The 23,304-nt window shown below is 42.4% G+C and carries 22 protein-coding genes; 11 read left to right on the forward strand and 11 right to left on the reverse strand.

Translation table 11 applies throughout. The features are described 5' to 3' along the window. Positions 1–186 precede the first annotated feature (186 nt). The 7 genes from ACTQ9S_RS13080 to pgsA all read left to right on the forward strand — a co-directional run bounded on the left by ACTQ9S_RS13080 (position 187) and on the right by pgsA (position 7,107). Positions 187–1,464 carry an NAD(P)/FAD-dependent oxidoreductase gene (locus ACTQ9S_RS13080; protein ID WP_440455180.1) on the forward strand — a complete coding sequence of 426 codons (1,278 nt, stop codon included), beginning with the start codon at positions 187–189 and terminating at the stop codon, positions 1,462–1,464. A gap of 99 nt (positions 1,465–1,563) precedes the next feature. After that, positions 1,564–1,989: an MgtC/SapB family protein gene (locus ACTQ9S_RS13085; protein ID WP_068325593.1), complete on the forward strand. Its 426-nt coding sequence runs from the start codon at positions 1,564–1,566 to the stop codon at positions 1,987–1,989. A gap of 230 nt (positions 1,990–2,219) precedes the next feature. After that, the gene (locus ACTQ9S_RS13090) at positions 2,220–3,578 is read left to right on the forward strand and encodes an amidase family protein (protein ID WP_440455181.1); all 1,359 of its coding nucleotides are present in this window, start codon (positions 2,220–2,222) and stop codon (positions 3,576–3,578) included. A 94-nt stretch (positions 3,579–3,672) separates the two neighbouring features. Further along, on the forward strand, positions 3,673–4,575 hold the full coding sequence (locus tag ACTQ9S_RS13095; RefSeq protein ID WP_440455182.1) for a polysaccharide deacetylase family protein: 903 nt from the start codon (positions 3,673–3,675) through the stop codon (positions 4,573–4,575). Positions 4,576–4,654: 79 nt separating this feature from the next. Next, positions 4,655–4,942: a hypothetical protein gene (locus tag ACTQ9S_RS13100; protein WP_440455183.1), complete on the forward strand. Its 288-nt coding sequence runs from the start codon at positions 4,655–4,657 to the stop codon at positions 4,940–4,942. A 5-nt stretch (positions 4,943–4,947) separates the two neighbouring features. Beyond that, positions 4,948–5,910 carry a CobW family GTP-binding protein gene (locus ACTQ9S_RS13105; protein WP_440455184.1) on the forward strand — a complete coding sequence of 321 codons (963 nt, stop codon included), beginning with the start codon at positions 4,948–4,950 and terminating at the stop codon, positions 5,908–5,910. A gap of 516 nt (positions 5,911–6,426) precedes the next feature. Further along, positions 6,427–7,107, forward strand: a complete 681-nt coding sequence (gene pgsA / locus ACTQ9S_RS13110) for a CDP-diacylglycerol--glycerol-3-phosphate 3-phosphatidyltransferase (protein WP_068034027.1) — start codon at positions 6,427–6,429, stop codon at positions 7,105–7,107. 104 nt (positions 7,108–7,211) lie between these two features. Here pgsA and ACTQ9S_RS13115 read toward each other — a convergent pair whose 3' ends face one another. Together ACTQ9S_RS13115 and ACTQ9S_RS13120 are read right to left on the reverse strand one after the other, a co-directional pair. Then, on the reverse strand, positions 7,212–7,706 hold the full coding sequence (locus tag ACTQ9S_RS13115; RefSeq protein WP_068034029.1) for a pyridoxamine 5'-phosphate oxidase family protein: 495 nt from the start codon (positions 7,704–7,706) through the stop codon (positions 7,212–7,214). Between the two features lie 485 nt (positions 7,707–8,191). After that, complete coding sequence (locus ACTQ9S_RS13120; protein WP_068034031.1) at positions 8,192–8,686, reverse strand: pyridoxamine 5'-phosphate oxidase family protein; 495 nt, start codon at positions 8,684–8,686, stop codon at positions 8,192–8,194. Positions 8,687–9,085: 399 nt separating this feature from the next. Between ACTQ9S_RS13120 and purL the strand changes: the two genes are divergently transcribed. From purL to ACTQ9S_RS13135, 3 genes are all read left to right on the forward strand, one after another. Beyond that, positions 9,086–13,099 (forward strand): phosphoribosylformylglycinamidine synthase, encoded by a 4,014-nt coding sequence (gene purL / locus ACTQ9S_RS13125; RefSeq protein ID WP_440455185.1) that lies wholly within the window; start codon positions 9,086–9,088, stop codon positions 13,097–13,099. A gap of 168 nt (positions 13,100–13,267) precedes the next feature. Then, positions 13,268–13,420, forward strand: a complete 153-nt coding sequence (locus ACTQ9S_RS13130; protein ID WP_440455186.1) for a hypothetical protein — start codon at positions 13,268–13,270, stop codon at positions 13,418–13,420. A 265-nt stretch (positions 13,421–13,685) separates the two neighbouring features. Continuing rightward, positions 13,686–14,084 (forward strand): ACT domain-containing protein, encoded by a 399-nt coding sequence (locus tag ACTQ9S_RS13135; RefSeq protein ID WP_440455187.1) that lies wholly within the window; start codon positions 13,686–13,688, stop codon positions 14,082–14,084. A gap of 133 nt (positions 14,085–14,217) precedes the next feature. Here the strand turns inward: ACTQ9S_RS13135 and ACTQ9S_RS13140 are convergent, their stop codons facing one another. Further along, a complete protein-coding gene (locus tag ACTQ9S_RS13140) occupies positions 14,218–14,376 on the reverse strand; it encodes a hypothetical protein (RefSeq protein ID WP_440455188.1) in 159 nt (52 codons plus the stop codon). Between the two features lie 208 nt (positions 14,377–14,584). On the opposite strand from ACTQ9S_RS13140, the gene ACTQ9S_RS13145 reads away from it, so the two are divergent. Further along, positions 14,585–15,211, forward strand: a complete 627-nt coding sequence (locus tag ACTQ9S_RS13145; RefSeq protein ID WP_440455189.1) for a hypothetical protein — start codon at positions 14,585–14,587, stop codon at positions 15,209–15,211. On the opposite strand, the gene ACTQ9S_RS13150 is transcribed toward ACTQ9S_RS13145, so the two are convergent. The 8 genes from ACTQ9S_RS13150 to ACTQ9S_RS13185 all read right to left on the reverse strand — a co-directional run bounded on the left by ACTQ9S_RS13150 (position 15,192) and on the right by ACTQ9S_RS13185 (position 23,177). Beyond that, positions 15,192–16,937, reverse strand: coding sequence for a hypothetical protein (locus tag ACTQ9S_RS13150; RefSeq protein WP_440455190.1), 1,746 nt, complete (start codon positions 16,935–16,937; stop codon positions 15,192–15,194). The genes ACTQ9S_RS13145 and ACTQ9S_RS13150 overlap by 20 nt on opposite strands. A 119-nt stretch (positions 16,938–17,056) precedes the next feature. After that, entirely contained in the window at positions 17,057–17,251 is a 195-nt protein-coding gene (locus ACTQ9S_RS13155; protein ID WP_440455191.1) for a hypothetical protein, read from the reverse strand. Positions 17,252–17,269: 18 nt separating this feature from the next. Then, a complete protein-coding gene (locus ACTQ9S_RS13160) occupies positions 17,270–18,013 on the reverse strand; it encodes a type 1 glutamine amidotransferase (RefSeq protein ID WP_440455192.1) in 744 nt (247 codons plus the stop codon). An 81-nt stretch (positions 18,014–18,094) separates the two neighbouring features. Next, the gene (locus tag ACTQ9S_RS13165; protein WP_440455193.1) at positions 18,095–18,976 is read right to left on the reverse strand and encodes an N-acetylmuramoyl-L-alanine amidase; all 882 of its coding nucleotides are present in this window, start codon (positions 18,974–18,976) and stop codon (positions 18,095–18,097) included. A 127-nt stretch (positions 18,977–19,103) separates the two neighbouring features. Continuing rightward, on the reverse strand, positions 19,104–20,462 hold the full coding sequence (locus ACTQ9S_RS13170; RefSeq protein ID WP_440455194.1) for an APC family permease: 1,359 nt from the start codon (positions 20,460–20,462) through the stop codon (positions 19,104–19,106). 192 nt (positions 20,463–20,654) lie between these two features. Further along, complete coding sequence (locus ACTQ9S_RS13175; protein ID WP_440455195.1) at positions 20,655–21,443, reverse strand: MOSC domain-containing protein; 789 nt, start codon at positions 21,441–21,443, stop codon at positions 20,655–20,657. Positions 21,444–21,681: 238 nt separating this feature from the next. After that, positions 21,682–22,095, reverse strand: a complete 414-nt coding sequence (gene rsfS / locus ACTQ9S_RS13180; RefSeq protein WP_068034054.1) for a ribosome silencing factor — start codon at positions 22,093–22,095, stop codon at positions 21,682–21,684. Between the two features lie 131 nt (positions 22,096–22,226). Next, positions 22,227–23,177, reverse strand: coding sequence for a nicotinate-nicotinamide nucleotide adenylyltransferase (locus ACTQ9S_RS13185; protein ID WP_440455196.1), 951 nt, complete (start codon positions 23,175–23,177; stop codon positions 22,227–22,229). Between the last annotated feature and the right edge of the window lie 127 nt (positions 23,178–23,304).

A 23,304-nucleotide genomic window follows, 5' to 3' on the forward strand; every position in this document is an offset into this window, starting at 1 on the left:
TTATTAATCGTCACAAAAGCTATGCTGTTTCCAATAGCATGGCTTTTTAACATCAGTGATAGTCATTAATATAAATACTGCTAAACAAGAATAAAACTGATGCTTTTTGCTTAATGTTTTGCTCAACATTTTCGTTTAATAAGATTTTTAATTATTGCTCAATTTTTAATAAGGCCTACTGTTCTCATGACTGACCATATTTTGCCAGCTACTGATAAGTTTACTGATAATAGCTCAAAGCAAACTAACCATGACAATCAGGCTACCTTGAATAATGGCCTGAACACCGATCTGAACACTGCGCCGAAAGTAGCCATCATTGGTGGTGGTTTGACAGGTCTATTTACGGCGACATTGTTAGAACGCGCCTTTCTTAAGCAACAAACTAAACCTTCTGTTAATTCTTCAGCACTGCAAATTACTATCTTTGAAAAATCACGTAGCGTTGGTCGCCTAGCTACGCGCTATCTCACCGATAGCAATACCAATAAAAACTGGCAATGGGCATTCGGGGCGCAGTTTTTTACGGCAAAAACTTCCAGCTTTAAGCAATTTATCGCGCCTTGGCTAGATTCAGAATTACTGCAACCGTGGTGCGCTCAAGTGGTTAATTTGACGCCAACCAATGCCAATTCTCAAAATGCTCATTCACCTAATGTAGAGAGAAAAGAGCAATGGGACACCAATCACGCGCGTTATATTAGCACCCCTAAAATGACCAGTTGGGGTCGCGCATTGGCTGATGATTTACAGCATACAACTATAAAATTTAAGACCCGTGTTGCTCCAATTAATAAAGCGCAAACAAATAGCGCACAAGATAATAAAGCTATAAAAACTGAGCTGTTTGATGAAACTGGCAGCAGTCTGGGCTGGTTTGATTGGGTTATTTGTACTGCGCCAAACGGTCAGGCAGTAGAGCTGATGGCAGACAGTGGCTTTACGAAGCAAGCCAAAATTATCGAACCACAAATGCTGGCTTGCTATACGCTTATGTTAGGCTGGGATAACTTAGAGCAATTACCAAAAACGTTAAGTAATGACATTCAATCAGCATTGGATGTGGCTTATGTAAATGCCTCAATACTCGATAGAATATTTATCGAGCATCAAAAGCCTGCTCATGATGACCTACTTCCAAGTGTCACTATTCACGCGCGCAACGACTGGTCCGAAGAGCACGTCGATGATGATATTGAAACGGTTAAAGCGCAATTGCTAGCAGCCGCACAGCAAGCACTAAATTGGCATGAGGGTTATGCACCCAGTCAAATAGATTGCCATCGTTGGCGTTATGCAGCGACAGTGATTGATGTGAAAAATAGAGGCAGCAGTGAGGCGTTAGGAATATTGATTGATACTCAACATCAATGGATCGTCAGTGGTGATTGGTGCGGGCAAGGCAATATCGAGAGCTGCTATCAGGTGGCAAAAGAGACGGTAAAAGTACTTTGCGCCTCCTAAAATGCAAATATTATTCTAATCACGTAGATAGTAAAATATCCAATGCACCCATTGTTAGAGTTTAAATGCGTTTTCTCTAAAAAGGGAGGGTAGTAAACCATGTTTGGATTCGATTTAGATTTAGACTTAATGGGATACCATTTTTTCCAACTGAGTATTGCCTTTATATTATCACTGCCGATTGCGCTTAATCGTGAGATGAAAGATAACGGCGCAGGGCTTAGAACCTTTCCATTGGTAACTATTGCTTCGTGTGCCTTCATGTTGGTGGGCATGGATATTTACGATGCCACTGGTGAAGCGAGAATCATGTACGCCATTATTACAGGCATGGGTTTTATCGGTGGTGGTGCCATTTTTAAAAATGAGAAAGGCTCAAAAGGGACAGCAACGGCAGCCAGTTTATGGAATACGGGTGCTATCGGTATTTCAGTTGCCTATGGTCGTTACGAGATAGCAATTATATTGTCTGTGGTTGGTTTTTTAATACTTCAATTTTCGGAGCCATTTAAAGTTAAAAAATAATTGATAGTAGCCGAACATCAACGTTTGCTAACTCTATAAATATGGTGACCAACTCAATTAAAAAATAACTTTTTCAAGACTAATCAATACAAGGTTTTTTTAGTAATCGAATAGTTGCTTTTTATTCTTGAATAAGGCGATTTTGCTAAACAATGCCAATTGACTATCTTCTTTTTTTGACCTATGGTCAGTAATATAATCTCAAAAAAATCAATAACATGGAGTGGATTGTGAGCAAAATTACCAAAGATTCTGTTTCAGCGGTAGACATGGCAGCCCGCCTCGAAAAAGGCAGCCTTTGTCCGGTTGAGCTTGTTGAAGAGACATTTGCGAACATCCGAGCTTCTGATCCCGCTATTTTCACAGAATTGCTCGAAGAACGAGCGCTAAAAGAAGCCCATGCTTCTAGGCAACGCCGCCGCGAAGGCAATCCACTTAGTGCGTGGGATGGTGTCCCTATCGCATGGAAAGACCTATTTGATATAGAGGGTCGGGTGACCACCGCAGGATCGGTTGTCCTTAAATCCAATGCTCCAGCTACTCGTGATGCCGATGTGGTTGCCAATGCCACTCGAGCTGGCCTTGTATCCATTGGCTGTCTTAATATGACTGAATTTGCTTATTCAGGCCTTGGTCTTAATCCACATTTTGGCACTCTTAAAAACCCACATGGTACGGGCCCTGATCGTATTCCTGGCGGCTCGTCCTCAGGTTGCGGTGTTGCTGTCGCTCGCGGATTAGTACCTTTGGCTATCGGCAGTGATACTGGCGGGTCAATACGTATTCCTGCTGGGTTAAATGGCATAGTCGGCTATAAAGGTTCTAGCGCCGCGTTTCCAAAAGGGGGTACGTTTCCACTCTCACCGACATTGGATACCTTTGGTCCGCTTGGTGCTGACCTAAAAAGCTGCATCGGTGCGGCAGAAATTCTCAATGGCCGAGCGCCTGCAACGCCCAAGCAAACCCCTATCAGTCAACTCAACTTCTTTATTCCTACCAATGTTGTTTTTAAAAATGCGCAACAGGCGGTGGTTGAGAACTTTGAAGCAAGTGTTCGCGCTCTTGAGCTAGCAGGTGCTACGGTAAGACGTGGAGTCTGTAACGAGTTCGACCAAATAGGCACGCTTGCTCGGGAACACGGCTACTTAGTTGGCCCAGAAGCCTTAGATCTACACTGGGATCTAGTACATTCTGAGCGTGCGGCGCAGATGGATCCACGGGTTCTTGCTCGCATTCTCGATGCAGGAGAGATGTCTGCTCGTGACTTGATTGTCATAAAAAGAGAGCGCGCCAGATTGATTCAAAAAAACCGCCAAATTCTGGGCGATCAAATTGTGCTATTTCCCACCACGCCTATTACGGCTCCCGAACTTAAACCGCTTGAACAAGACGATGAGCTGTATATCTATACCAATGCGTTAATGCTGCGCAATACAGCACTTGGTAACTTTTTGGACTGGTGCGGCGTCGCCTTGCCAAATGGCATAGACGAAAACCAGATGCCTACCAGTATTTTGCTATCGATGCCAGGCGGCCGAGAAAGCGATCTATTAGCTGCGTCACTTTCTGTCGAAAATTTATTTTCTTAAAACTTATCATAACCATTTAACAAAGGAGTAAAACAGAGCTGAAATCCCAAAGGAATAAAACTAAACCAAACTAGAAATATCAAAGGAGTGAGACATGTCTAAAACTATCATATGTGGATTCGGTACGGACGTCGATTCAGTAGCAGGTCAAATCGGCTCGTACGGCGGCGGCGAAAGCCCGTCAGACATTCAGCGCGGTGTCTGGGCATCCGAAGTCGGCGTCCCACGCTTATTGCGTCTGTTTAAAAAATACGATTTACGTACCTCGTTCTTCATCCCCGGTCACAGCCTCGAGACTTTTCCTGACATTGCTAAGATGATCGTCGATCATGGTCACGAAGTAGGCGCGCATGGCTACTTACATGAAAACCCCATTGCCATGACCCGAGCCCAAGAAGAAGCGGTCATGGAAAAATCAGTTGAGCTGATTACCAAGCTGACGGGTCAAAGCCCGCGTGGTTACGTGGCACCGTGGTGGGAGATGTCAGCCGCGACTCCTGAGATCCTCGCCAAATACGATTTCAAATACGACCATAGCCAAGGCTACCGTGATTTTCAGCCGTTTTACGCGCGAGTGGGTGATAAGTGGAATGTTATCGATTATTCAAAAACAGCAGAAGAGTGGATGCACCCTATGACCCATGGCGACGAGATTGATCTGGTCGAGATTGGTGCCAACTGGTATATGGATGATTTGCCGCCGATGATGTTTATGAAAAACGTCCCCAACAGTCACGGATTCGTCAATCCACGCGATATCGAAGAGATGTGGCGTGATCAGTTCGATTGGGTTTATCGCAACATGGACTATGCGGTATATCCTTTCACCATTCACCCTGATGTCTCTGGTCGACCACAGGTATTAATGATGCTTGAACGTCTGATTGATTACATAAACAGTCACGAAGGTGTCGTCTGGATGCCTTTTGAAGATATCGCTGCAGATTTCCGCAAGCGCTTTCCGTTTGAAGGTGGTAAGCGTCCAGAAGTGATCTAAGAACTCTGTATTGATAAGTTTATTGACCTTGGTGGTATTGTTGACAGTGCTGTTAAGGTCATCTATAGGGAGAAGAATCATGTGTAATGCATGTGGTAATCCAGCGGCTCCAGGGCACTGGACAGAAGCAGGCGCACAAACTGGCGGTATCCGTTTCAGAGCCGTGTTTCATCGAGTATCAATACTAAAACGAGTGCTAAAACCTTATGGGTTCTCAGTTTATGCGGATGGGGTAATCCCGCAGATTCAGCTGGTATGTCCAGGTGGGGCTCGCGTCATGGTCGACAATCTAACTGACTTATGGGCTGAAGTAGAACGCCGTCAAGGCTTTGCAATTGATCCCTTAACCACTCATGCAGTGGCTTGATTTTAATGCAAACCTCACAAGACAATCGTCTTAATATCGTTCTATTGAGCGGCTATCTGGGTTCAGGTAAGACCACATGGCTGCGTCATGCGCTTTTTGCGAAGACGTTTGGCAACGCTCAAGTTTTCACCCAAGAAGCAGCCCAGCAACCTGTTGACGACTTGCTGTTAGGCGAAGCGATGAGTGTCAAAGTTCTTACCGGAACTGCAGGAACCCCAAAAGGCAAAGAAGAATTAATATCAGCACTGCTTGAGGTTGCCGAGTCTCGAACAAACGGACGATCAATCGGTTTGACTACTACTCAGCCTGATACTTTGATTATAGAAACTAGTGGCTTAGCTGATCCCGAAGAAATTATAGTCGCTATCAAAGAGCATCCTATTCTGATTTACCATTTTGCACTTAAAGAAACCATCATCATGGCTGATGCGCTACATTTTCAGATGGCGCTAAAGACTGACGCCTTATGTCGACAGCAAATTCTGTCAGCTGATCGCGTTGTCATTGCAAAATCAGAAGAAGTATCCGAGCAGTCCTTATCGAACCTTGTTTCAACCATCAGCAAAATCAATCCAGCCGCACCAATTTCATTATCCGCATTCGGTGTCGAAAGCTCTGTTCCGCAACTCCCTCCACCTACTGAAATCTACGAATCGACTCTCGTTAATATGGGAACACCAACGACTGTGGTTTCGCTGCCGATTCCCAAAGAAGTAGACTGGGTCGAATTTACCGTTTGGCTATCGGCGTTGTTGCACGCTCGGGGTGATACGATTCTACGAGTCAAAGGCGTTTTACAGACAGACGAAGGTGCGCTATTACTACAATCTGTACGTAAGGTCATGCAACAGCCGGAGATTCTGCCGTCTGAGAAAGGCGACTCTAGGCCTGGAGATATTGTGTTTATAGGGGAGGGTATGAATCAGGAGGCTTTGCTCATGTCTTTATCTAACTTTCTTAGAAAATAAAGTTAGAGGCAGCTTATAGATTGATATAAACTTTGAAAAATAACTGCTAGATTGACAAGAAAATTATCATGCTATGATATCAGCTAACAGAATTTTAGGACAAAAAAAGACCCACAGAGGAAACTGTGGGCTGAGGAAAACTGGCGATGTAGATAGGCTACAGATACAGTCTTTGTTTATTATTGTTATTAGAACTTTGGTACAGCTTTCATTTATAAACCTGAGTGTACAACTGTTTTCGTAATATATTCATAATAGCGGAAGCTAAGTGTTTTTTGTTACTCCAGTTACATGACATTACGTTTAAGAGTGTTTTGATACAATGTCATACTTTGAAACAGTTTTATATCATGATGAACATGCTTAGAATTTTCTATTCAGAATAATTTCGAGTCATTTGAACAATAATTAGATAATTGGTTAGTATTTATTAACTTGCAGAAGATGGCATGACGAGAAGGGCGAAAAATGCTAAGCTAGCAACCATTCTTATGTCTATATCAAACTAGGCTTGCCATGACCGAAAGCACACAACTGCATACGCAAAAACCGCTACAGCCGCAAAATAATAAAAGTATTTTTAATTTACCCAATAATCTTACTATTGCGCGTATTTTGATGATTCCATTATTTGTAGCGATTGCCTATTGGCCCCCAGCCATGGGTATTGGCATGCCTGCGATTTCAAATAACGTCATCGCACAGGTAGGGATGAGTGAGTTCAGCGATAGCTTATTGCGACATTTGCTATTGACGGCCGTCTTTATTATTGCCGCTATTACCGATTGGCTTGATGGCTATTTTGCCCGTAAGCTCAACGTAATGTCAGCATTTGGGCGTTTTTTAGATCCCGTCGCTGATAAGCTGATGGTCGCAGCAGCACTTATTATCTTAGTGCAATGGCATCCCAATATTATTATGGCAATAGCAGCAATTGTGATTATCTCACGTGAGATTGCAGTATCAGCATTACGTGAATGGATGGCAGAGCTGGGCAAAAGCACCAGTGTGGCAGTATCCTACGTTGGCAAGCTCAAAACAACCTTTCAGATGATAGCTATTACGGTGCTCTTATTAAACTGGGAATCACTTGAGCTTATTGGTTATGGTCTGATGGTCGCAGCGGTGATTTTAACCTTATGGTCAATGTTCATTTATCTAAAGGCAGCATGGCCTTATCTTAAGCAGAGCGGTTGAACCCATAGTATTACTACTTTTCGAATAAAACTTAGACTAACAAAAACGCCAGGCGCATCTAGCCACTGGCGTTTTTTTATTTATCACACTGAACTGTTAAGACATTACAGCTCTATCGAAAAATTCTCACCTAAGCTTTTCTCAATAGCGGTATCTGTTACCGCAGCGGCTGTCATTTTAAAGGCACTAGCAATGGCATTACCGTTAGCCCAGTATTCAGCACCATGAGGGACGACTTTAATCAGCTGAACTTTAGGATCTTCTTTGCCTTGTTCAAAATAGGCGTTGTACAGCACTGACCACAGCTCATCAAGTTTTTCTTTATCCTCTACCAACTCAGCTTTGCCAGTGATAGATAAATAGTTTTTATCATCTTGACTGACATAAGCCAAATTCACTTCTGGGTTTTTCTTAATATTATCGACCGTCTCAGAAGGACTATGACCGATAAACCAAATCTCTTTGGCGCCGATACTGGTTTCAGTGGTATTCATCGGGCAAGAATGTAGATGGTCCTCATGAGTACGAGTAGTCATCATTGTATATTTAATATCGTTTACCATCGCTTGGAGTTTATCCATCTGCTCTTGTTTACTCATAATAGTTATCCTTTACTATTTAAAATTTCGGAGTTTAAAAGTCATTAAAAAAGCTACTTCAACATAAATCAAAACGTTATAGTCAGTCCTAAATAAAATAAATACAAATATTACAACTCGCTACTGGTATAAATTTTCCTTGCTTGCTGTGCCTGCGCAGACAGAGGTTGCACAAAATTTATCCTAGTAGCACTGTGCTTATTCTATAGTGAATCAACTATATGAACATTACTTGTCTTCAACGACAGTTCTTATAAATCCATAACCAGTTATTAATATATCTAAATCAGCTAATAGAACTATACAGGCAGTCTGTAATGCGCTGTGAAGGTTTGTAATTTTGTATTTATAGGCCATCTTATTGAACAGTATCATCGAAGTTCGGTATATAAAAAACGCCAATAAACGGATGCTTATTGACGCTTGAAATTATTGAATTACTTTATGGGTTCATCCTAGATATTTTTTTACTGCATATATTTTTACTATAAAGATACTGAGAACTGCTCGCCGATATTTTCAGCAGTTTTGCCGTCTTGTAAGGCAGCAGCAGCCATTTTAAACATATTGACAGTAGAACTACCGCTTAACCAGCACTCTACACCATGTGGTACGACTTTGATTAACTGCACGTTCTCATCTTCTTTACCATGCTCAAAGAATGCATTGTAAACTGGTGACCATAGCTCATCTAATTTGTCTTTATCAGTTGGCAACTCTGCATTGGCACTGATAGAGACATAATCTTTTTCGTCTTGAGAAGCATAAGACAGACCAATTTTGGGGTTGTCTTGAATGTCTTTTACCACGTCCGATTTTTTATCACCGATGAACCAAATCTCTTTACCACCGATGCTTGCCTCGCTAGTCGTCATTGGCCAAGCATGAATATCACCTTTACTGTTTACAGTACTCATCATGGCAAATTTTACGTCTTTAATAACCGCTTGGATTTTGTCGATACTCTCTTGTTTACTCATGATACATCCTTATATTTTTAAAATTATGATGGTTTTAAATTGATGGGGTGCTTCTTGTTTTGAATTACAAGTTGTTTTGAATGACACTCGCCGTTAATCGTTATAATTATTAGCTGGTTGTAGAATAACGATAGGCACCCGTCCAGTTATATAGGTTGCCCGTAATACGATGTGAGCGTTTGTAAGGTATACAAGTGTTAAGTAAAAAATGTGTCAAGTCAGTCAAAAGCTTGCTGCTATAAAAAGGCTTAGTATAAAAAACATATTTGCATTCAATTTATAGGAGCTACAGGCAATTTATCGCGGTTTATACCTGCTTATTATGGGGCTTCTTGTTATAATACGCGGACCATTTACTTTGCATGGCAGAGATGCCTTGATCTTACGGATTATGCCTTTATGATGACCATCGCCGGACAACCGTTTCTTACCGATTTTCAGACGCAGCAACTCATCAGTCAGTTTCAGCAAAAAACCGAGCTAAATGTCAGCCACATCCATACTCAGCAAGTTTATGTGCTATCACGAGAACTAAAAGGTGATGAGCAGAAAAAAGCGCTGGACCTATTTGGTATTAAAGAAGATACCCAACTTGCCACCCCGCAAGACAACCAATTACAAGTGATCGTGAGCCCGCGTTTTGGTACGATTTCGCCATGGGCCAGTAAAGCGACCGATATTTTTAATAACTGTGATATTAAGATTAACCGTGTCGAGCGCGTTATCGTTTATACTTTAACCGTTGATGAAAAAGCAGACGGCAAAGTAGGTGCTACGCTACCTAAAGCCGCTGAGCAATTATTGTTTGATCGCATGACCCAAAGCTTGGTTTATGATTTAGACGATGTGAATAAATTGTTCGATGACGAGCAACCAGCGTCGCTCAATCATATCGATGTGATTGGACAAGGTCAGTCAGCGTTAGAAGCAGCCAATACAGAGTTTGGTTTTGCGCTATCGAGTGAAGACATTGATTATCTGATGAATGCGTACGTCAATGAGCTCAAGCGTAATCCAACGGACGTTGAGCTAATGATGTTTGCCCAAGCAAACTCAGAGCATTGCCGTCATAAAATTTTTAACGCTGAGTGGACGGTGGATGGTGCAGTACAGCCAAAGTCATTGTTCCAAATGATTAAGAATACTTATAAGGCTAATCCACAAGGCATTTTATCTGCTTATAAAGACAACGCTGCGGTGATGGCTGGGGCAGAGGGGATGCGTTTTTACTCGATTCCTACCGACGCTCAAAATCCTAATTCTGCGCATCCTTACGATTTCCATCAAGAAGAAATCGATATCTTAATGAAAGTCGAAACCCATAACCATCCAACCGCCATTGCTCCTTATGCGGGTGCGGCGACAGGTGCGGGCGGTGAGATTCGTGATGAAGGCGCAACGGGTCGTGGTGGTAAACCAAAAGCCGGTCTGACTGGTTTCCATGTGTCACATTTACATATCCCAGAGCTTGCGGAAAAATGGGAGCAATCAGGTAAATTAAGTACGCAGGATTATGGTACGCCGGATCGTATGGCGACCAGCCTTGAGATTATGACTGAAGCGCCATTAGGGTCAGCTAACTTCTCTAACGAGTTTGGTCGTCCAAACCTATGCGGTTATTTCCGTAGTTTCCAATTGGATACCTCAGCGGCAAAAGACGGCAGCGAGATGCGCGGCTATCATAAGCCTATCATGCTGGCAGGTGGTTACGGCAATATCAAACGCAACCTGATTGAAAAAAATGCCATTCAGCAAGGTGATTTATTAATCGTCCTTGGTGGCCCTGCGATGCAAATTGGCCTTGGTGGCGGTGCGGCATCGTCTGTTGATAGTGGTTCACTTGATGAAGGCCTAGACTTTGCCTCAGTTCAGCGTGACAATGCTGAGATGGAGCGTCGCTGTCAAGAAGTCCTCGATCGCTGCTGGGCACTTGCTGGCAACGATATTGACGCAAGCAACAACAGTAAAGATGGTAATCCAATCGTCTCCTTACATGATGTTGGAGCAGGCGGATTATCGAATGCCATGCCTGAATTGGTCAATGACCATGAAATGGGCGCGGTGCTAAATCTACGTAAAATCCCGTCGTTAGAAGCAGGCATGTCGCCAATGGCGATTTGGTCAAACGAAGCACAAGAGCGTTATGTGCTGGCGATTCGCCCTGAAAGCAAAGACCAATTCGATGCGATCTGTGCGCGTGAGCGTTGCCCGTATGCCATCTTAGGTGAAGCTACTGAAGTACGTCAGCTAGTCGTTAATGACGAATTGCTACCTGAGCAGCCAGTCGATATGCCGATGCAAGTATTACTTGGTGGTACGCCGCAGATGCAGCGTAGCTTTAGCCGTCAGGAGAATGAACTACCTGCGTTAGAGCTTGGTGACATCAATCTAGCTGAATCTATCAAAGACGTGTTGCGTCATCCTACCGTCGCGAGCAAGTCATTCCTCATTAGCATTGGTGACCGCTCTATCACGGGTATGGTGGTGCGTGATCAATATGTTGGTCGTTACCAAGTCCCCATCGCAGATTGCGCAGTCACGGCATCAGGCTTATTAGCGCTTGATGGTAAACCCATGACGGGCGAGGCAATGAGTGTCGGTGAGCGTACGCCTGTTGCCCTGATTAGCCCTAAAGCTTCTGCACGTCTTGCTGTTGGTGAAGCCATTACCAACATTGCAGGCGCGCGTATCGCTAAGCTATCTGACATCACCATGTCGGCGAACTGGATGGCAGCGTGTGGCGATGATGCGGAAGATGCCGCATTATTCGACGCGGTATATACCGTTGGCGAAGAGCTATGCCCAGCACTCGGTATCGCTATCCCCGTTGGTAAAGACTCGCTATCGATGCGCGCCAATTGGACAGATAGCAATGCTAAGCAGGATAGCCAAGACAAATCAGTGGTTTCGCCAATGAGCCTAGTGATTACTGCTTTTGCGCCTGTCGTTGACGTGGCAAAAACCCTAACGCCTGAACTTATTAACGGTGACAGCGCGTTCTACCGTATTGACTTGTCGAAAGGTCAATTCCGTCTAGGCGGTTCAATCCTTGCGCAAACGCTTAGCCAATTAGGTAATGACTGCCCAGATTTAGCACAGCCAAGCGACTTGGTCGACTTCTTTAACTTTATCCAAGCGGGCAACGCGCAAGGCATTATCAGCGCCTATCACGATATCGGTGATGGTGGCTTACTGGCGACTATCGCAGAGATGCAATTCACTAGCCGCCAAGGTATCAAGCTGTCTTTAACCGATGATAACTTACTTGGTCAACTCTTCAGTGAAGAGCTGGGCGCAGTCATTCAAGTCTTACCAGAAAACGTCGCCGCTTTAATGCAATTGGCAGAAGCATTTAATGTCAGCGATATGCTTAGCCTCGTTGGCCAAAGCTCAGAAGAAGACAGCTTAATCATCCAAACGCCAACACTCATGGGTGACGATACTCTACGCTTTAGCCGTAGCGAGTTGCAACAAGAATGGAGTCAGGTCAGCTATCAAATCGCGCGTCGCCGTGACAACCCAGCTTGCGTGCAACAAGAGTATGACTTGATTGCTGATGCGAGCCATCAAGGTCTTATCGCTGCGCCAAACTTTGACCTTAATCAAAAAGTTGAAGAGCCGTACTTAAACAGCCGTGAAAACAAACCGAGAGTCGCTATCCTGCGTGAGCAAGGCGTCAATGGTCAGTCGGAAATGGCAGCAGGCTTTACCCAAGCAGGCTTTGAAGCGGTCGACGTGCACATGAGCGATTTGCTTGAAGGTCGCATCAATCTACGTAACTTCGATGGTCTGGTCGCTTGTGGTGGCTTTAGTTACGGTGACGTACTGGGCGCAGGCTCCGGCTGGGCGAACTCTATCTTGTTCCATGACGAATTGCGCATGCAGTTTGTGCGCTTCTTTGCCCGTCCAGATACCTTCTCACTCGGTGTCTGTAACGGTTGTCAGATGATGGCGCAATTAAAGGACCTCATTCCAGGCGCGGAAAACTTCCCACGCTTCATCGCCAATAAGTCGGCTCGCTTCGAAGCGCGTACCGTCAACGTAAAAGTCGAGCGTACCAAGTCCATCCTGTTCAAAGGTATGCAGGACAGTATCTTGCCTATCGCTGTGGCGCACGGTGAAGGCTATGCCACGCTGGACAACACCGAGATCGACGGTATGGCAAAACACGGTCAGCTCGCCATGCGTTATGTCGACAGCCAAGGTCATCCGACCGAGACCTATCCGCTCAATCCAAACGGTTCGCTCGGCGGTGTCACGGGTCTGTGTAGCACCGACGGTCGCGTCACAATCATGATGCCGCACCCTGAGCGTACGCTACGTGCCTACAATCACAGCTGGAAACCAGAAGAGTGGGATGAGGACGGCGCGTGGATGCGTATGTTCCGTAATGCGCGGGCTTGGTTACGATAGTCGCAAACCTAGAGGCTTGATTAGCATTGTCAAACCTGCTGAGCCTACGATATGTAGTGCTTGCGCATGTTTTCCTCGCTACTCAAACCTCTAGCAATTGCTTATAGTTTTAAATAATAAAAAGAGGTGTGCTTCGGCTCACCTTTTTTGTGTTTGAGGTTTGGTTTTATGTGGGAGCATTTCCCGCCTTCCGCTTGTATCTGCCAGTCTGGACGAGGCGCTGGCTACGGTTTGGGTCGTCGCTTGCTCCGCGTCGCCACCCCAAAACCTAGCCACCGCAACTCGCCCAAATCAGCAGGATACCGCTACAGTCGGGGCTAAACCGCGCCTCTAGGCCACTATTTAGAATTAGCTAAAAGTTTTGTTAAGTCTCAATTCCGTAGGTTGGGTGGAGCTTGCGACACCCAACGATTTTAAGCTAAAAGTAGGATGAGATAGTAGGGTGAGTTAGCGATAGCGTAACGCACCATCGGTGTGGCAAACTAATCTAGATGGTGGGTTACGTCTTACCGACATTCTCTACGAGAACTTGGTAAAACTAACCCACCCTACACGGCGTGCGTTAAGTAACATTAGGAGTAAGAAGATGTCAGGAGTTAAAGATATAAACGAGTTGCTAAGTTCGATGCAGCCAGAACTTATTGATGAGTCATTTGTGTTCTGTACAGTGACAGGGCAGTTGGCGCAGTACTCAGAATTAGAACCAATCGCGACGTTTGTAGAGCCAGAAGGGCTGACTCTGGTTTTAACAAAAGACAACGCTGATGAGGCTGGCTTAAACTACGAGGGTGTTTTTCGACAAATTACTTTAACCGTCCACTCAAGCTTACAAGCCGTAGGTCTAACCGCAGCAGTGTCAACTAAGCTGACCTCAAAAGGTATCAGTGCCAATGTCATTGCCGCCTATTATCATGACCATATATTTGTATCAAATGATAAGGCTGAGCAGGCTTTATTGGCTTTAAAAGAGCTGAGTAATATATAAAGTTTCTTCATATAGAAAAGGTGGGCTTAAAGCTCACCTTTTTTGTGTTTGGGGTTTTTTGAAATAGGGGAGCTATTTCCTGAGAGGCGTTAAAAAATTGCAATGCAATTTTAGCTTCGCAAGTGAAAATTCCTTAAAGGGAATTTTCTGTTTCGCTACTATCTGCCAGTCTGGGCGAGGCTCTGGCTACGGTTTGGGTCGTCGCTTGCTCCGCGTCGACACCCCAAAACCTAACCATCGCAACTCGCCCAAACCAGCAGGATACCGCTACAGTCGGGGCTAGCGGCAACATAGTGTTCTTACAAGTATTCGTCGTGGTTTAAGCTCACAGACTAAAAGTCGGTAGGGTGAGTTAGCGATAGCGTAACCCACCTTTTATATGGCAAAATGCCCTACAAGGTGGGTTAAATTTTACTGTAATTCTAAACGGAAACATTATAAAAAAATCCATTCTATAATGGATGTACTCAAACATTCGTAATAACTAAACTGGAGGATAAGTGTCTATTAAAGGTCACGAATATACTGTTCAAAATGGAATGAATAGGTCTAAAGTTGGAAAAACTTTATACTCTTTATCTGCTATTTTGACAGCACTTATTGTTTCGCAACTTATTACATATATAGCATGGTTTGAGAGTGTTCCTACTTTGATTTCTACGGTTATATTGACTATAATATTGTTCTATATTATTTATTATTCTTTTAATAATTGGATTTGGAAACTAAAGCCAGTCTCAAAATTGTTAAAGCTTCCAAATATATCAGGCGCTTGGTCATGTAATGGTAAAAGTGATCACGAAACCTTTAATTGGCATGGAAACGTTCAAATTATTCAAAGTTGGGATAAGATAAGAATAGTTCTAACTACAGAACAGTCTAGTTCAGAAAGTATTTCAGCCGTCATTATTTATGATGATATTCATGGTTACAAGCTAGTTTATAATTATGAAAATAGACCGAATAGTCTAGATGATAAGACTCTGAGAACACATATAGGTTTCGTTGATTTAAATATAATCAATGGAAACGATAAAGCTAATGGCAACTACTACAATGTTAGTGGTCGAAGGACGTCTGGTAAAATTATATGGACTAGAAAGCAAACTAATCTTTCAAATAGCTAATATTCATATCTTTATTTGGACTCAATCTTTGAGTTATAAAACGTATTCGTCCAACTTCAGATTTTAAATTTTCTATCTTGTCTAAAGCTGCATTTACTCTGATACATTGTTCTTCATTAAAATAAAATCGGTTATCATCAATCCAGTTTCTAGGCTGATTAAAATCTTCTAAGGTAGCATGCTCTAAAAGACTAATATTATGCTCAATTTCACTAAGACGTATCATTGATCTAAGTCTTGGAACAATATCTACCGTTTTGTCGTCAGATACGATAACTGCTAAGCGCTTTTTATTTTCAGTTGGATAGACATAACGTACACCAGAGTTATACCTCGATCCTCTTGACGGGGTACATTCTGGCATTGCATCTCCGTCTAAAATTATCCCAATACCGAAACAAATTCCTTTAGGGTCGATTATGACCGTACCATCTATGCCACTCACTTGCTCTAAAAGGTCAGGAGTCAGTAATATAGGTTTAATAGGCGTTCCTAGCTTAGCTAGTCTCTTTACTTCACTTTCAGCATCTTCAGCAATTACTAGCATACTGCCACGGTTCAAATTAGTGAGTGTGAGTACCAAGTTTAAAATATTCTGTTTTTCAGTATGAGTTGTATAGGGATAAAGTCTATTTAGATTGTCAAAAAGCAATTCCTCTTGACCATTACCAGCGTAAAGGCGAGGTTCGTTATAATGACTTTGTAGTAAAATAATATCACCACAAGAAATCTGCCAGTAGTAGTGATCCAAAAATTCAACAATGAATATATTTTGGTCAGAGAAATCGTAGTCAGCTATTAAACTGCCTAAACCATAAATAAATTCGTTATCGGCTATTAAAGAAAATTTCTCTGATGACATTTCCAAAACTTTTCGTACCCAACGTGTTTTACTTATAGGTACTGGGTCTTGAAATTCTAAAGAAAATACTATCGAAGCATGCTCAGGGTTGCTGATAATAATTTTGCCTAAACTATGCACTCCTTCATAAAATAATGAAGAAATTAAGTTAAGGGTTTCAAATAGGTTGGTGAAAGAATATTTTTCGTAAATAGCTATTGATGGTGTATACAGAAAGCTATCAGCAGCACTTCGCACTACTTCTCTAACTTTAATATTACTAAGCCCTCGCCCTGGATTTTCCGTCTTCAATAGTTTGCTTGCATTACTTAATAGTATTTTTAAAACTGCATCAACAAGATTCGAAGAGCCTTGAGATAAATTCCTATTTCTGAGAGTTTTTTTGTCTAACTTAGGATGTTTTCGGAAAACTTCTTTGGTAATCTGTATGATTGGAACTACATAATAACCTTCAACCAAAGTGCTTAATCCAACATAAGATTCTAAATCATTATCTTCATCATACTGCAATAAAGCTTTTTTTACGGCTATTGAAACAGACTCTCTTCTTATATTTTCTGGCTTGTCTCTCGTTGCCTGTTCATCATTAGAATAGAACATATTTTTTAATGGATGATTTTCTATTTCTATTCCAATATCTTCTATTAAACCACTAAAAATTTTTAAGTCCCATTTTTCATCTTCTGGTTCTATACAGATTGGATAATTATTTTCACTATTTGAAGCAAGTGCCCCTACAAGAAGCACTTCGAAATCAACATCGTACAAGCCTATTTTTTCTAAGACCTTCTCCGTATCATATTTTAGAGAAAACCTAAAATGCTCTTGATATCCCCACATGAAGTATTTTATTGTTTTTCGCACTTAAATAAATCCCTTATTTTTATTGTTCGAAGCTGCCATAGATAAATAGAGTTATCAAATAATAGCAAACATTTGCACAAATAATGCTATGTTATCTTTACCTAAACATTTGCACTAAACTACCCATCCAAACCCTCCCGAGCCTCAGCAATCAACTCCCGCACCCTAGCACTCTCTCTCAACACACATGCCTCATATTCAGAAAGCGACTCAGCTTCCTGTTGCTGCTTTTTTTCTTGTTCCTGATCTTGCTTAGCTTTTTCTTCTAAATACTTTTGAAGCTCATCCTGTTCATTATGTTTTGAATCAGTCATAGCTATTCTCCTTACTGTTCAGTTTGCAGCTATCCGATTTAGCATCGCAGATAGCCTTGCGTTATTCTCTTCGATATAGTTATCACCCAGCGCGATGATCTCAGCGGGTGATTGTACGGTGTTGGGATATTCTTTCAGCCCACTTTGAATGGCATTATTGCCATTAGCTATCATCTTGGCAAGGCTCTCTTTGGTTACTTCAAAGTGACACTGCCACGCTAGTACCCAATTGCCCAGCTCTTTATGCAGCGCAGTTTGATAGACAAAGCCTTGATTGGCCCAAGCATCCGATGATGCAATAATGCTAGCCCCTGTTGGACAGTCAAAACCATCACCATGAAAATGAAATACGGTAAAATCCTGCTTTGGTAAATCTTGTAATAGAGGATGCGCATGACCTGCGGGCGTAAGTCGAATTGGCAACCAACCGATTTCTTTTACTCCAGATGGCTGTACGTTAGTACCCAAACAATGGGCGATCAGCTGCGCTCCTAAGCAAACACCAATGATGGTCTTTCCAGCAGCGATACTTTGTTTAATCAGACGTTTTTCCGCGCTTAACCACGGATATTCTTCCTCATCATGAACGCTCATCGGTCCACCCATCACAATCAGCCAATCAAAGCTATCTAGCTCAGGTAACGAGTCATTATCGTAAGAGCGACTGACATTAATAATATGATTGTGACTATTCGCCCACTGCTTGATGAAGTTAAAGTCTTCATAATCAGTATGAAATAGCGCGTGAATACGTAGCATCATAAGATACCTCATTAGCAAATATCGATTAGAAATATCGTTTTGCAAAGGTTTTAAAACTAGGGTTTGTTCTAAAAACCAATTTTAATAAAAGTCATCACGACCAGCATACTTTTTATTGAGCGCCTTTAAAATAGCATAAGTCTCTAAATCCAGATCGCCAGTTGGACGCTGAGGTCTGAAATGCAATTGAAACGCATAAACCACATCACGACTGGCTTTATCCCATTCATCGCTATCGTTGATTTGATAGCCGTAATCTCGAAAGGCTTGCTTAATCTCAGGTATCGTTGCTGCTGCAAAGGTGTCTGGATGCATAAAGAATTGCTTATCAAATTCATCATACCAAGCGCCAATGCCGTAATCGAAATACAGCCGCTCCCAAGGAAACTTGGCTCCAGGGTCGATTTTGCGTGATGGCGCTATATCAGAGTGACCAACGATATTTTTTGGAGAGATGTCATATCTTTTTGCCAAATCTTGCACCAGCTGAGCGACCTTTTTAATCTGCAACTCCTCAAATTCTACATAGTGCTCATAAGGACGATATTCTAGCTCGCTACTTCTAAGCGCGTCTCGATATTCAGGTTTAATGCCAGCATTGACAATTTCGATGCCGATAGAGGTATCGTTGAGGATAGTTCTACCCGCAAACCCGCTGTTACCCGCATGCCAAGCACGCTCGCTTTCGGGCACTAGGTTATAAATCTTATCATCGTCATTGGATAAAATGAGGTAGTGGGAGCTGACCTGACCAGTGGTCAATGTTTTTATCGATCGGTCATTATCTGAGACCGTATAGTGCAGGACAATGGTTTTGATGCGCTCACTTTTGCCTTGGGCTTGATAGGTTTCACTGTCGATAATATAACGCGGCGTCGATGTTGCGACGCAGCCGATGAGTGACAATGTCATGAACGATGTTAATACTGATGTTAATGCTAAAGAGGTAATATTTTTTGCCATGAAATGCTCTGTATTGAAGGGAGTACTATTAAATAAATAGGAAAAAACTATAACAGTCGTGCGTTTTAATCTTTATATCTGTTTAATTTTAAACCGCCTATATTATTACTCATAACCGCCACTATTTTTAACCAAGACTGACGCTACTAATAGGAATTATCCTCTTATAACCAATCGCACCTAAAATGATAAATACCGCCAATAATATATAAGCGTTCAACGATAAAGCAGCAGGCGAGAAGGGTAGCAGTAGCAGCGATATAAAGATGATGCTGACTAAGACTGCGAGATAATTTAACAGACCAGCCTGCTTCTTTCTGCGCTCATTAATCAAATCTGCTGACGTCACATAAGCGAAGCCGACGGTAATCCCCAGCGACGCCATACTGACGATATCAAGTAGATAGTTTCTACCAAGCCAAGGAGAAAATAGGCAAACTACAGCGATCAGTACTACGGTTTTAGTCTTACTAAAATGATGGTTTTTATCGGTAAAAATACTGGGTAATAAAGACGAATCGCCCATAGATTCTAATAGCTTGACTGAGGATAGTATAAAGCCATTGATACCGCTAAGGATGGAGCCAATCATAGCGATGGACAGTAGCCAAATGCCAATGCTACCAATACGATTATCTATCCCCTCACCAGTAGCCCAATTGCTATCTTTGATCGCTTGATAATCAAAATTCATATTTAAGGCGGTAAAATAATTGATCAAAAAATAGAATAAAATACCAGCGATAAGCGAGATTAAAATAATGCTTTTGGTCTTGGTTTTCGAATCACTAATAGATTTGGAAATCTGCGGTGTGGTCTCAAATCCGACGTATGCCCAAGGCATGACAGCGAGAATAGGTAACCATGCCAAGCTTGTGATAGAGCTGCTTTGCATATCAGTAGGCAAAAAGGTTTGCGTAGTCGGAGTCGCCCAAAGCGAGCCGAAAAACAGTGCAGTGACCGACACAATCATAAACAGGGCAATATATAATTGGATTTTGGCGCCGACCTGTACCCCGCGCAAATTGATATAGCTAAATAAAATGATGGCAGCACTACATAAGAATACTTCGCTGGCGTAGACTTCCCAACCAGCAATCGTGTATAGGTAGCCTAGCTGTAAGCTACTGGGCAAAAGATACCTTAGTAGCAAGGCGACGGCTGATATGTTGAGTGCCACGATAGAGATATAACCTATCGCCACGCCCCAGCCATAGATATAGGCGTGTTTTCTATTGATGTATTTTTCAATCCAATAGATGCCACCTGATTCGTTTTCTGGTGTTTGGGTCAATAAGTTAATATAGGCTTGGGCGACCATATAGATGGCTAACGTGCCAATGATAATGGCGACAGATGAGCCTAATAGCTGCGACTGCGGCAAAAATAGATCGCCAGGCATCACATAAGCACCCCATCCTATAATCGCTCCTACGCTAATCGCTATCGCTTGCAGGTAGCTGATGCTCTCAGTTTTTTCGCTCATACAATCCTCTTTGAGAGCTAAATATTTAATACGCAAACACACTCACTATGCAGTCAGTTTTACGCAAAAAAGACTTTTAACTATTGTTATAACTTGTTTGAAATCACTATTATAAATGTTGAGTAATTAATCAAATTTTAAGTTTAATTAATTTAAGAGATGATATTAAAGGTTTTTTTTGATTAAATCTTTTTAGTCCTTCCGGATCTTTTTAGCCAAAACGGTTTTCCAACTCTCCTCCAAACACTCAATCGCTAACCAAGGTTCAATGACTTCAGCATCGAACTTTTCTTTTGAGTTTGACAGTTGCCACAGCTTTTCAAGAGTAGCGAACGGATAGGGACGCTCGATTAAATACACTGGCAAGTCAGCGTTAATCATGCCGTCGCGTACCACTTGGAAATACCAACCAGCGATACCTTGTTTGCTTACCCATGCAGCGATATTTGGTACTTTAGTAAACTGTCCGATTTGGTCATTAATCTTGTAGCAGGGGCGGCGCGGTTGCACGATGCGTAATTGCACGCTGTCGTTGTCAGTATTGTCAGTATTGTCAGTGCCAGTTATTTCATATCCTCCATACTGAAAAACGTCACCAATACAAACGGTGGACTCATCCATCTCTGGCAGACTATTCACCGCTTCGGTAGTGAGATTCTCGCCGAGTGTGCCGATGCGCACCTTTAAGCCAAATTCTGCATTAATCTTTTCATAAGTAGCAGGTGGCAGTTGATGTACAGCTTTTAGCGGGCCACCATGATGACGTCGATCAGCTTGTTCGTCGGTGGTCAAACCCATAAAGTTGACAGCGACAGGGGCTTTAATCGGCGCTTTATCAATAGCGCTCATCTGCTCACGCGCGAATGGCATGGCTTTGCCAGCACGTACGCAGGTGAGGTTAGCGATATGTATTGGCAGGGTTTGGTTAAAGTCGATTTTGACTTGATTTTGTATTAGGGTTTTGGCTGATTGTATGCTCATGAATTTTCCTAATCTATAGGGAGTTATTTATTAGGCGAGTGGTTATGTCATTGCTGTCATTAATGCTGGGTATTAATGATGGATATTATCTTCGCTTAATCATTTATCTGATTATACGGTCTTAGTATTTTAAAATTTATCAACATCTTAAAATTTAAACAAAAAAAGACCAGAATAGATATCTGGTCTTTTTAATAGTAGTTTTTTCAATGTTTGACGATTATCGCAATTAACAATCTTATTTATTTTTATTGCGGCGACCGGCTGTTTTCTTTTCACGTGGCGTGGCGACCAGCTCAGCCAATTGCTCAGGTGATGACCATAGACCTTCTAAGTCATAGAACTCACGCGCTTGCGGAGTCATCATGTGCACGACGACAGAGCCCAAATCAATCAAAGTCCAGTCAGAGTCCGTACCGCCTTCACGACCAAGTGGCATAAAGTCGGCTTGCTTAGCTTCAGCACCGACGCTATCAGCCATCGCGCGGACATGGCGCTTAGACGTACCTTCAGCGATCACGATGCGTTCCATTACGTCAGTCAACTCTTCTACATTCATTACGGTGATGTTCTTAGCTTTCATATCTTCTAGAGCGCTTTCGACAACAGTTAAGCACTCTTTTAAGCGTTCATCAGTCATGGTGTTGATCATAAATTTTAATCTCTTGAATCGTAAATATTAAAAATAAAGTGGTAAATCGTCAGTTTGCAGCCGCCAACTGGTCATATATAGCCAGTCGTAAATAGAGATAGGACATGCAAAACGACAAAGATAAGATGATTTTAACGGAATTGAGCAGCAGAATATAGCTGATGGGCGATAATATATTGATAAACAGCAGGATTTAGCCATTTAGCTAATGGATTGGATTCAGTATTGCTCATGATATCATTTATTGGCTGTACAGATGTGATTTGCGTTTCGGCTATGGGCATTATATTTAATCGATTTTTCGTGTTTTGTAATTTCTGGTGCTGTAGTTGCTGGCGAATTTGCGTGCTCGATACTGCCGCTACAGGGCGAGGGTCTATGTAAATGCGTCCTTGATTGCTGTTTTTCAAGACAGCGTTATTCGCAAGTCCTTGCGCAGTTGGCGTTATCAATTCAGTAGGTAAATTGGTGATTAAATCTTGAAGTTGAGAGGGGAGTTGGGATTGTAGGATAGTGGCGTTCTGCGCTATTGAATTCTTATCAATGAGATTTTCATTTTCGTCAGTGCTGTTTGTTTCAGCAATGCTAAAACGGTTAAAAATCCAAAGGTTTACATAATCTGTCAGTTGTAAACCATCTTTCCATTTATCCAAACTACGCGCGCTGTCCATACCCATGATAAATATCAAGCAGTCATTGGGGTAGCGCTCACGTAATGTCTGCACACTATTGATTGTATAGACGGGCGGCGTTTGCCATAGCTCAAGCTCACTAATCTTTAGCGGTGTATTTTGCGTAGCCAGTTTTAACATGGTTAAGCGATGCTCAGGATTGGTGCTTTCATCTTTAAAAGGCGAGCGCGCATTGGGCAGTAATGACACATGCAGTTTGCGCTGTTGCTGCTCAGCTAGCGGTAATAAATCCTGATAGACATGCATCGCTATTTGCAAATGACCTTCATGTACCGGATCAAATGAGCCACCGAGATAAGCACGAATAGCAGATGCATCCTTTTTATCAGCTGAGCTAACATCGTTTTTTAAATCAGGGTTTATATAAGTGGCTTGAGCTGAGTGCGGCATAATAATTGAGATTGTTACCTGTAGATAAGTTTGTATTGATTGAGCATATTAAAGCACGATTGTAATGGGCAGGTGCGTGCTTGTCATTAAAAGCAATAAAAAAACCGACCATCATGACGATAGTCGG

The sequence above is a fragment of the Psychrobacter sp. ASPA161_9 genome, from assembly GCF_051970275.1.
Classification (GTDB): Bacteria; Pseudomonadota; Gammaproteobacteria; order Pseudomonadales; family Moraxellaceae; genus Psychrobacter.

Bases quoted from the DNA above. Each gene is read 5' to 3' on its own strand.
- ACTQ9S_RS13155 (WP_440455191.1), bottom strand. From the start codon at position 17,251: ATGACTGATTCAAAACATAATGAACAGGATGAGCTTCAAAAGTATTTA.
- ACTQ9S_RS13135 (WP_440455187.1), top strand. From the start codon at position 13,686: ATGTCAGGAGTTAAAGATATAAACGAGTTGCTAAGTTCGATGCAGCCA.
- rsfS (WP_068034054.1), bottom strand. From the start codon at position 22,095: ATGATCAACACCATGACTGATGAACGCTTAAAAGAGTGCTTAACTGTT.
- pgsA (WP_068034027.1), top strand. From the start codon at position 6,427: ATGACCGAAAGCACACAACTGCATACGCAAAAACCGCTACAGCCGCAA.
- ACTQ9S_RS13085 (WP_068325593.1), top strand. From the start codon at position 1,564: ATGTTTGGATTCGATTTAGATTTAGACTTAATGGGATACCATTTTTTC.
- ACTQ9S_RS13130 (WP_440455186.1), top strand. From the start codon at position 13,268: ATGTGGGAGCATTTCCCGCCTTCCGCTTGTATCTGCCAGTCTGGACGA.
- ACTQ9S_RS13160 (WP_440455192.1), bottom strand. From the start codon at position 18,013: ATGATGCTACGTATTCACGCGCTATTTCATACTGATTATGAAGACTTT.
- ACTQ9S_RS13185 (WP_440455196.1), bottom strand. From the start codon at position 23,177: ATGCCGCACTCAGCTCAAGCCACTTATATAAACCCTGATTTAAAAAAC.
- ACTQ9S_RS13105 (WP_440455184.1), top strand. From the start codon at position 4,948: ATGCAAACCTCACAAGACAATCGTCTTAATATCGTTCTATTGAGCGGC.
- ACTQ9S_RS13095 (WP_440455182.1), top strand. From the start codon at position 3,673: ATGTCTAAAACTATCATATGTGGATTCGGTACGGACGTCGATTCAGTA.
- ACTQ9S_RS13165 (WP_440455193.1), bottom strand. From the start codon at position 18,976: ATGGCAAAAAATATTACCTCTTTAGCATTAACATCAGTATTAACATCG.
- ACTQ9S_RS13140 (WP_440455188.1), bottom strand. From the start codon at position 14,376: ATGTTGCCGCTAGCCCCGACTGTAGCGGTATCCTGCTGGTTTGGGCGA.
- purL (WP_440455185.1), top strand. From the start codon at position 9,086: ATGATGACCATCGCCGGACAACCGTTTCTTACCGATTTTCAGACGCAG.
- ACTQ9S_RS13175 (WP_440455195.1), bottom strand. From the start codon at position 21,443: ATGAGCATACAATCAGCCAAAACCCTAATACAAAATCAAGTCAAAATC.
- ACTQ9S_RS13080 (WP_440455180.1), top strand. From the start codon at position 187: ATGACTGACCATATTTTGCCAGCTACTGATAAGTTTACTGATAATAGC.
- ACTQ9S_RS13120 (WP_068034031.1), bottom strand. From the start codon at position 8,686: ATGAGTAAACAAGAGAGTATCGACAAAATCCAAGCGGTTATTAAAGAC.
- ACTQ9S_RS13100 (WP_440455183.1), top strand. From the start codon at position 4,655: ATGTGTAATGCATGTGGTAATCCAGCGGCTCCAGGGCACTGGACAGAA.
- ACTQ9S_RS13115 (WP_068034029.1), bottom strand. From the start codon at position 7,706: ATGAGTAAACAAGAGCAGATGGATAAACTCCAAGCGATGGTAAACGAT.
- ACTQ9S_RS13170 (WP_440455194.1), bottom strand. From the start codon at position 20,462: ATGAGCGAAAAAACTGAGAGCATCAGCTACCTGCAAGCGATAGCGATT.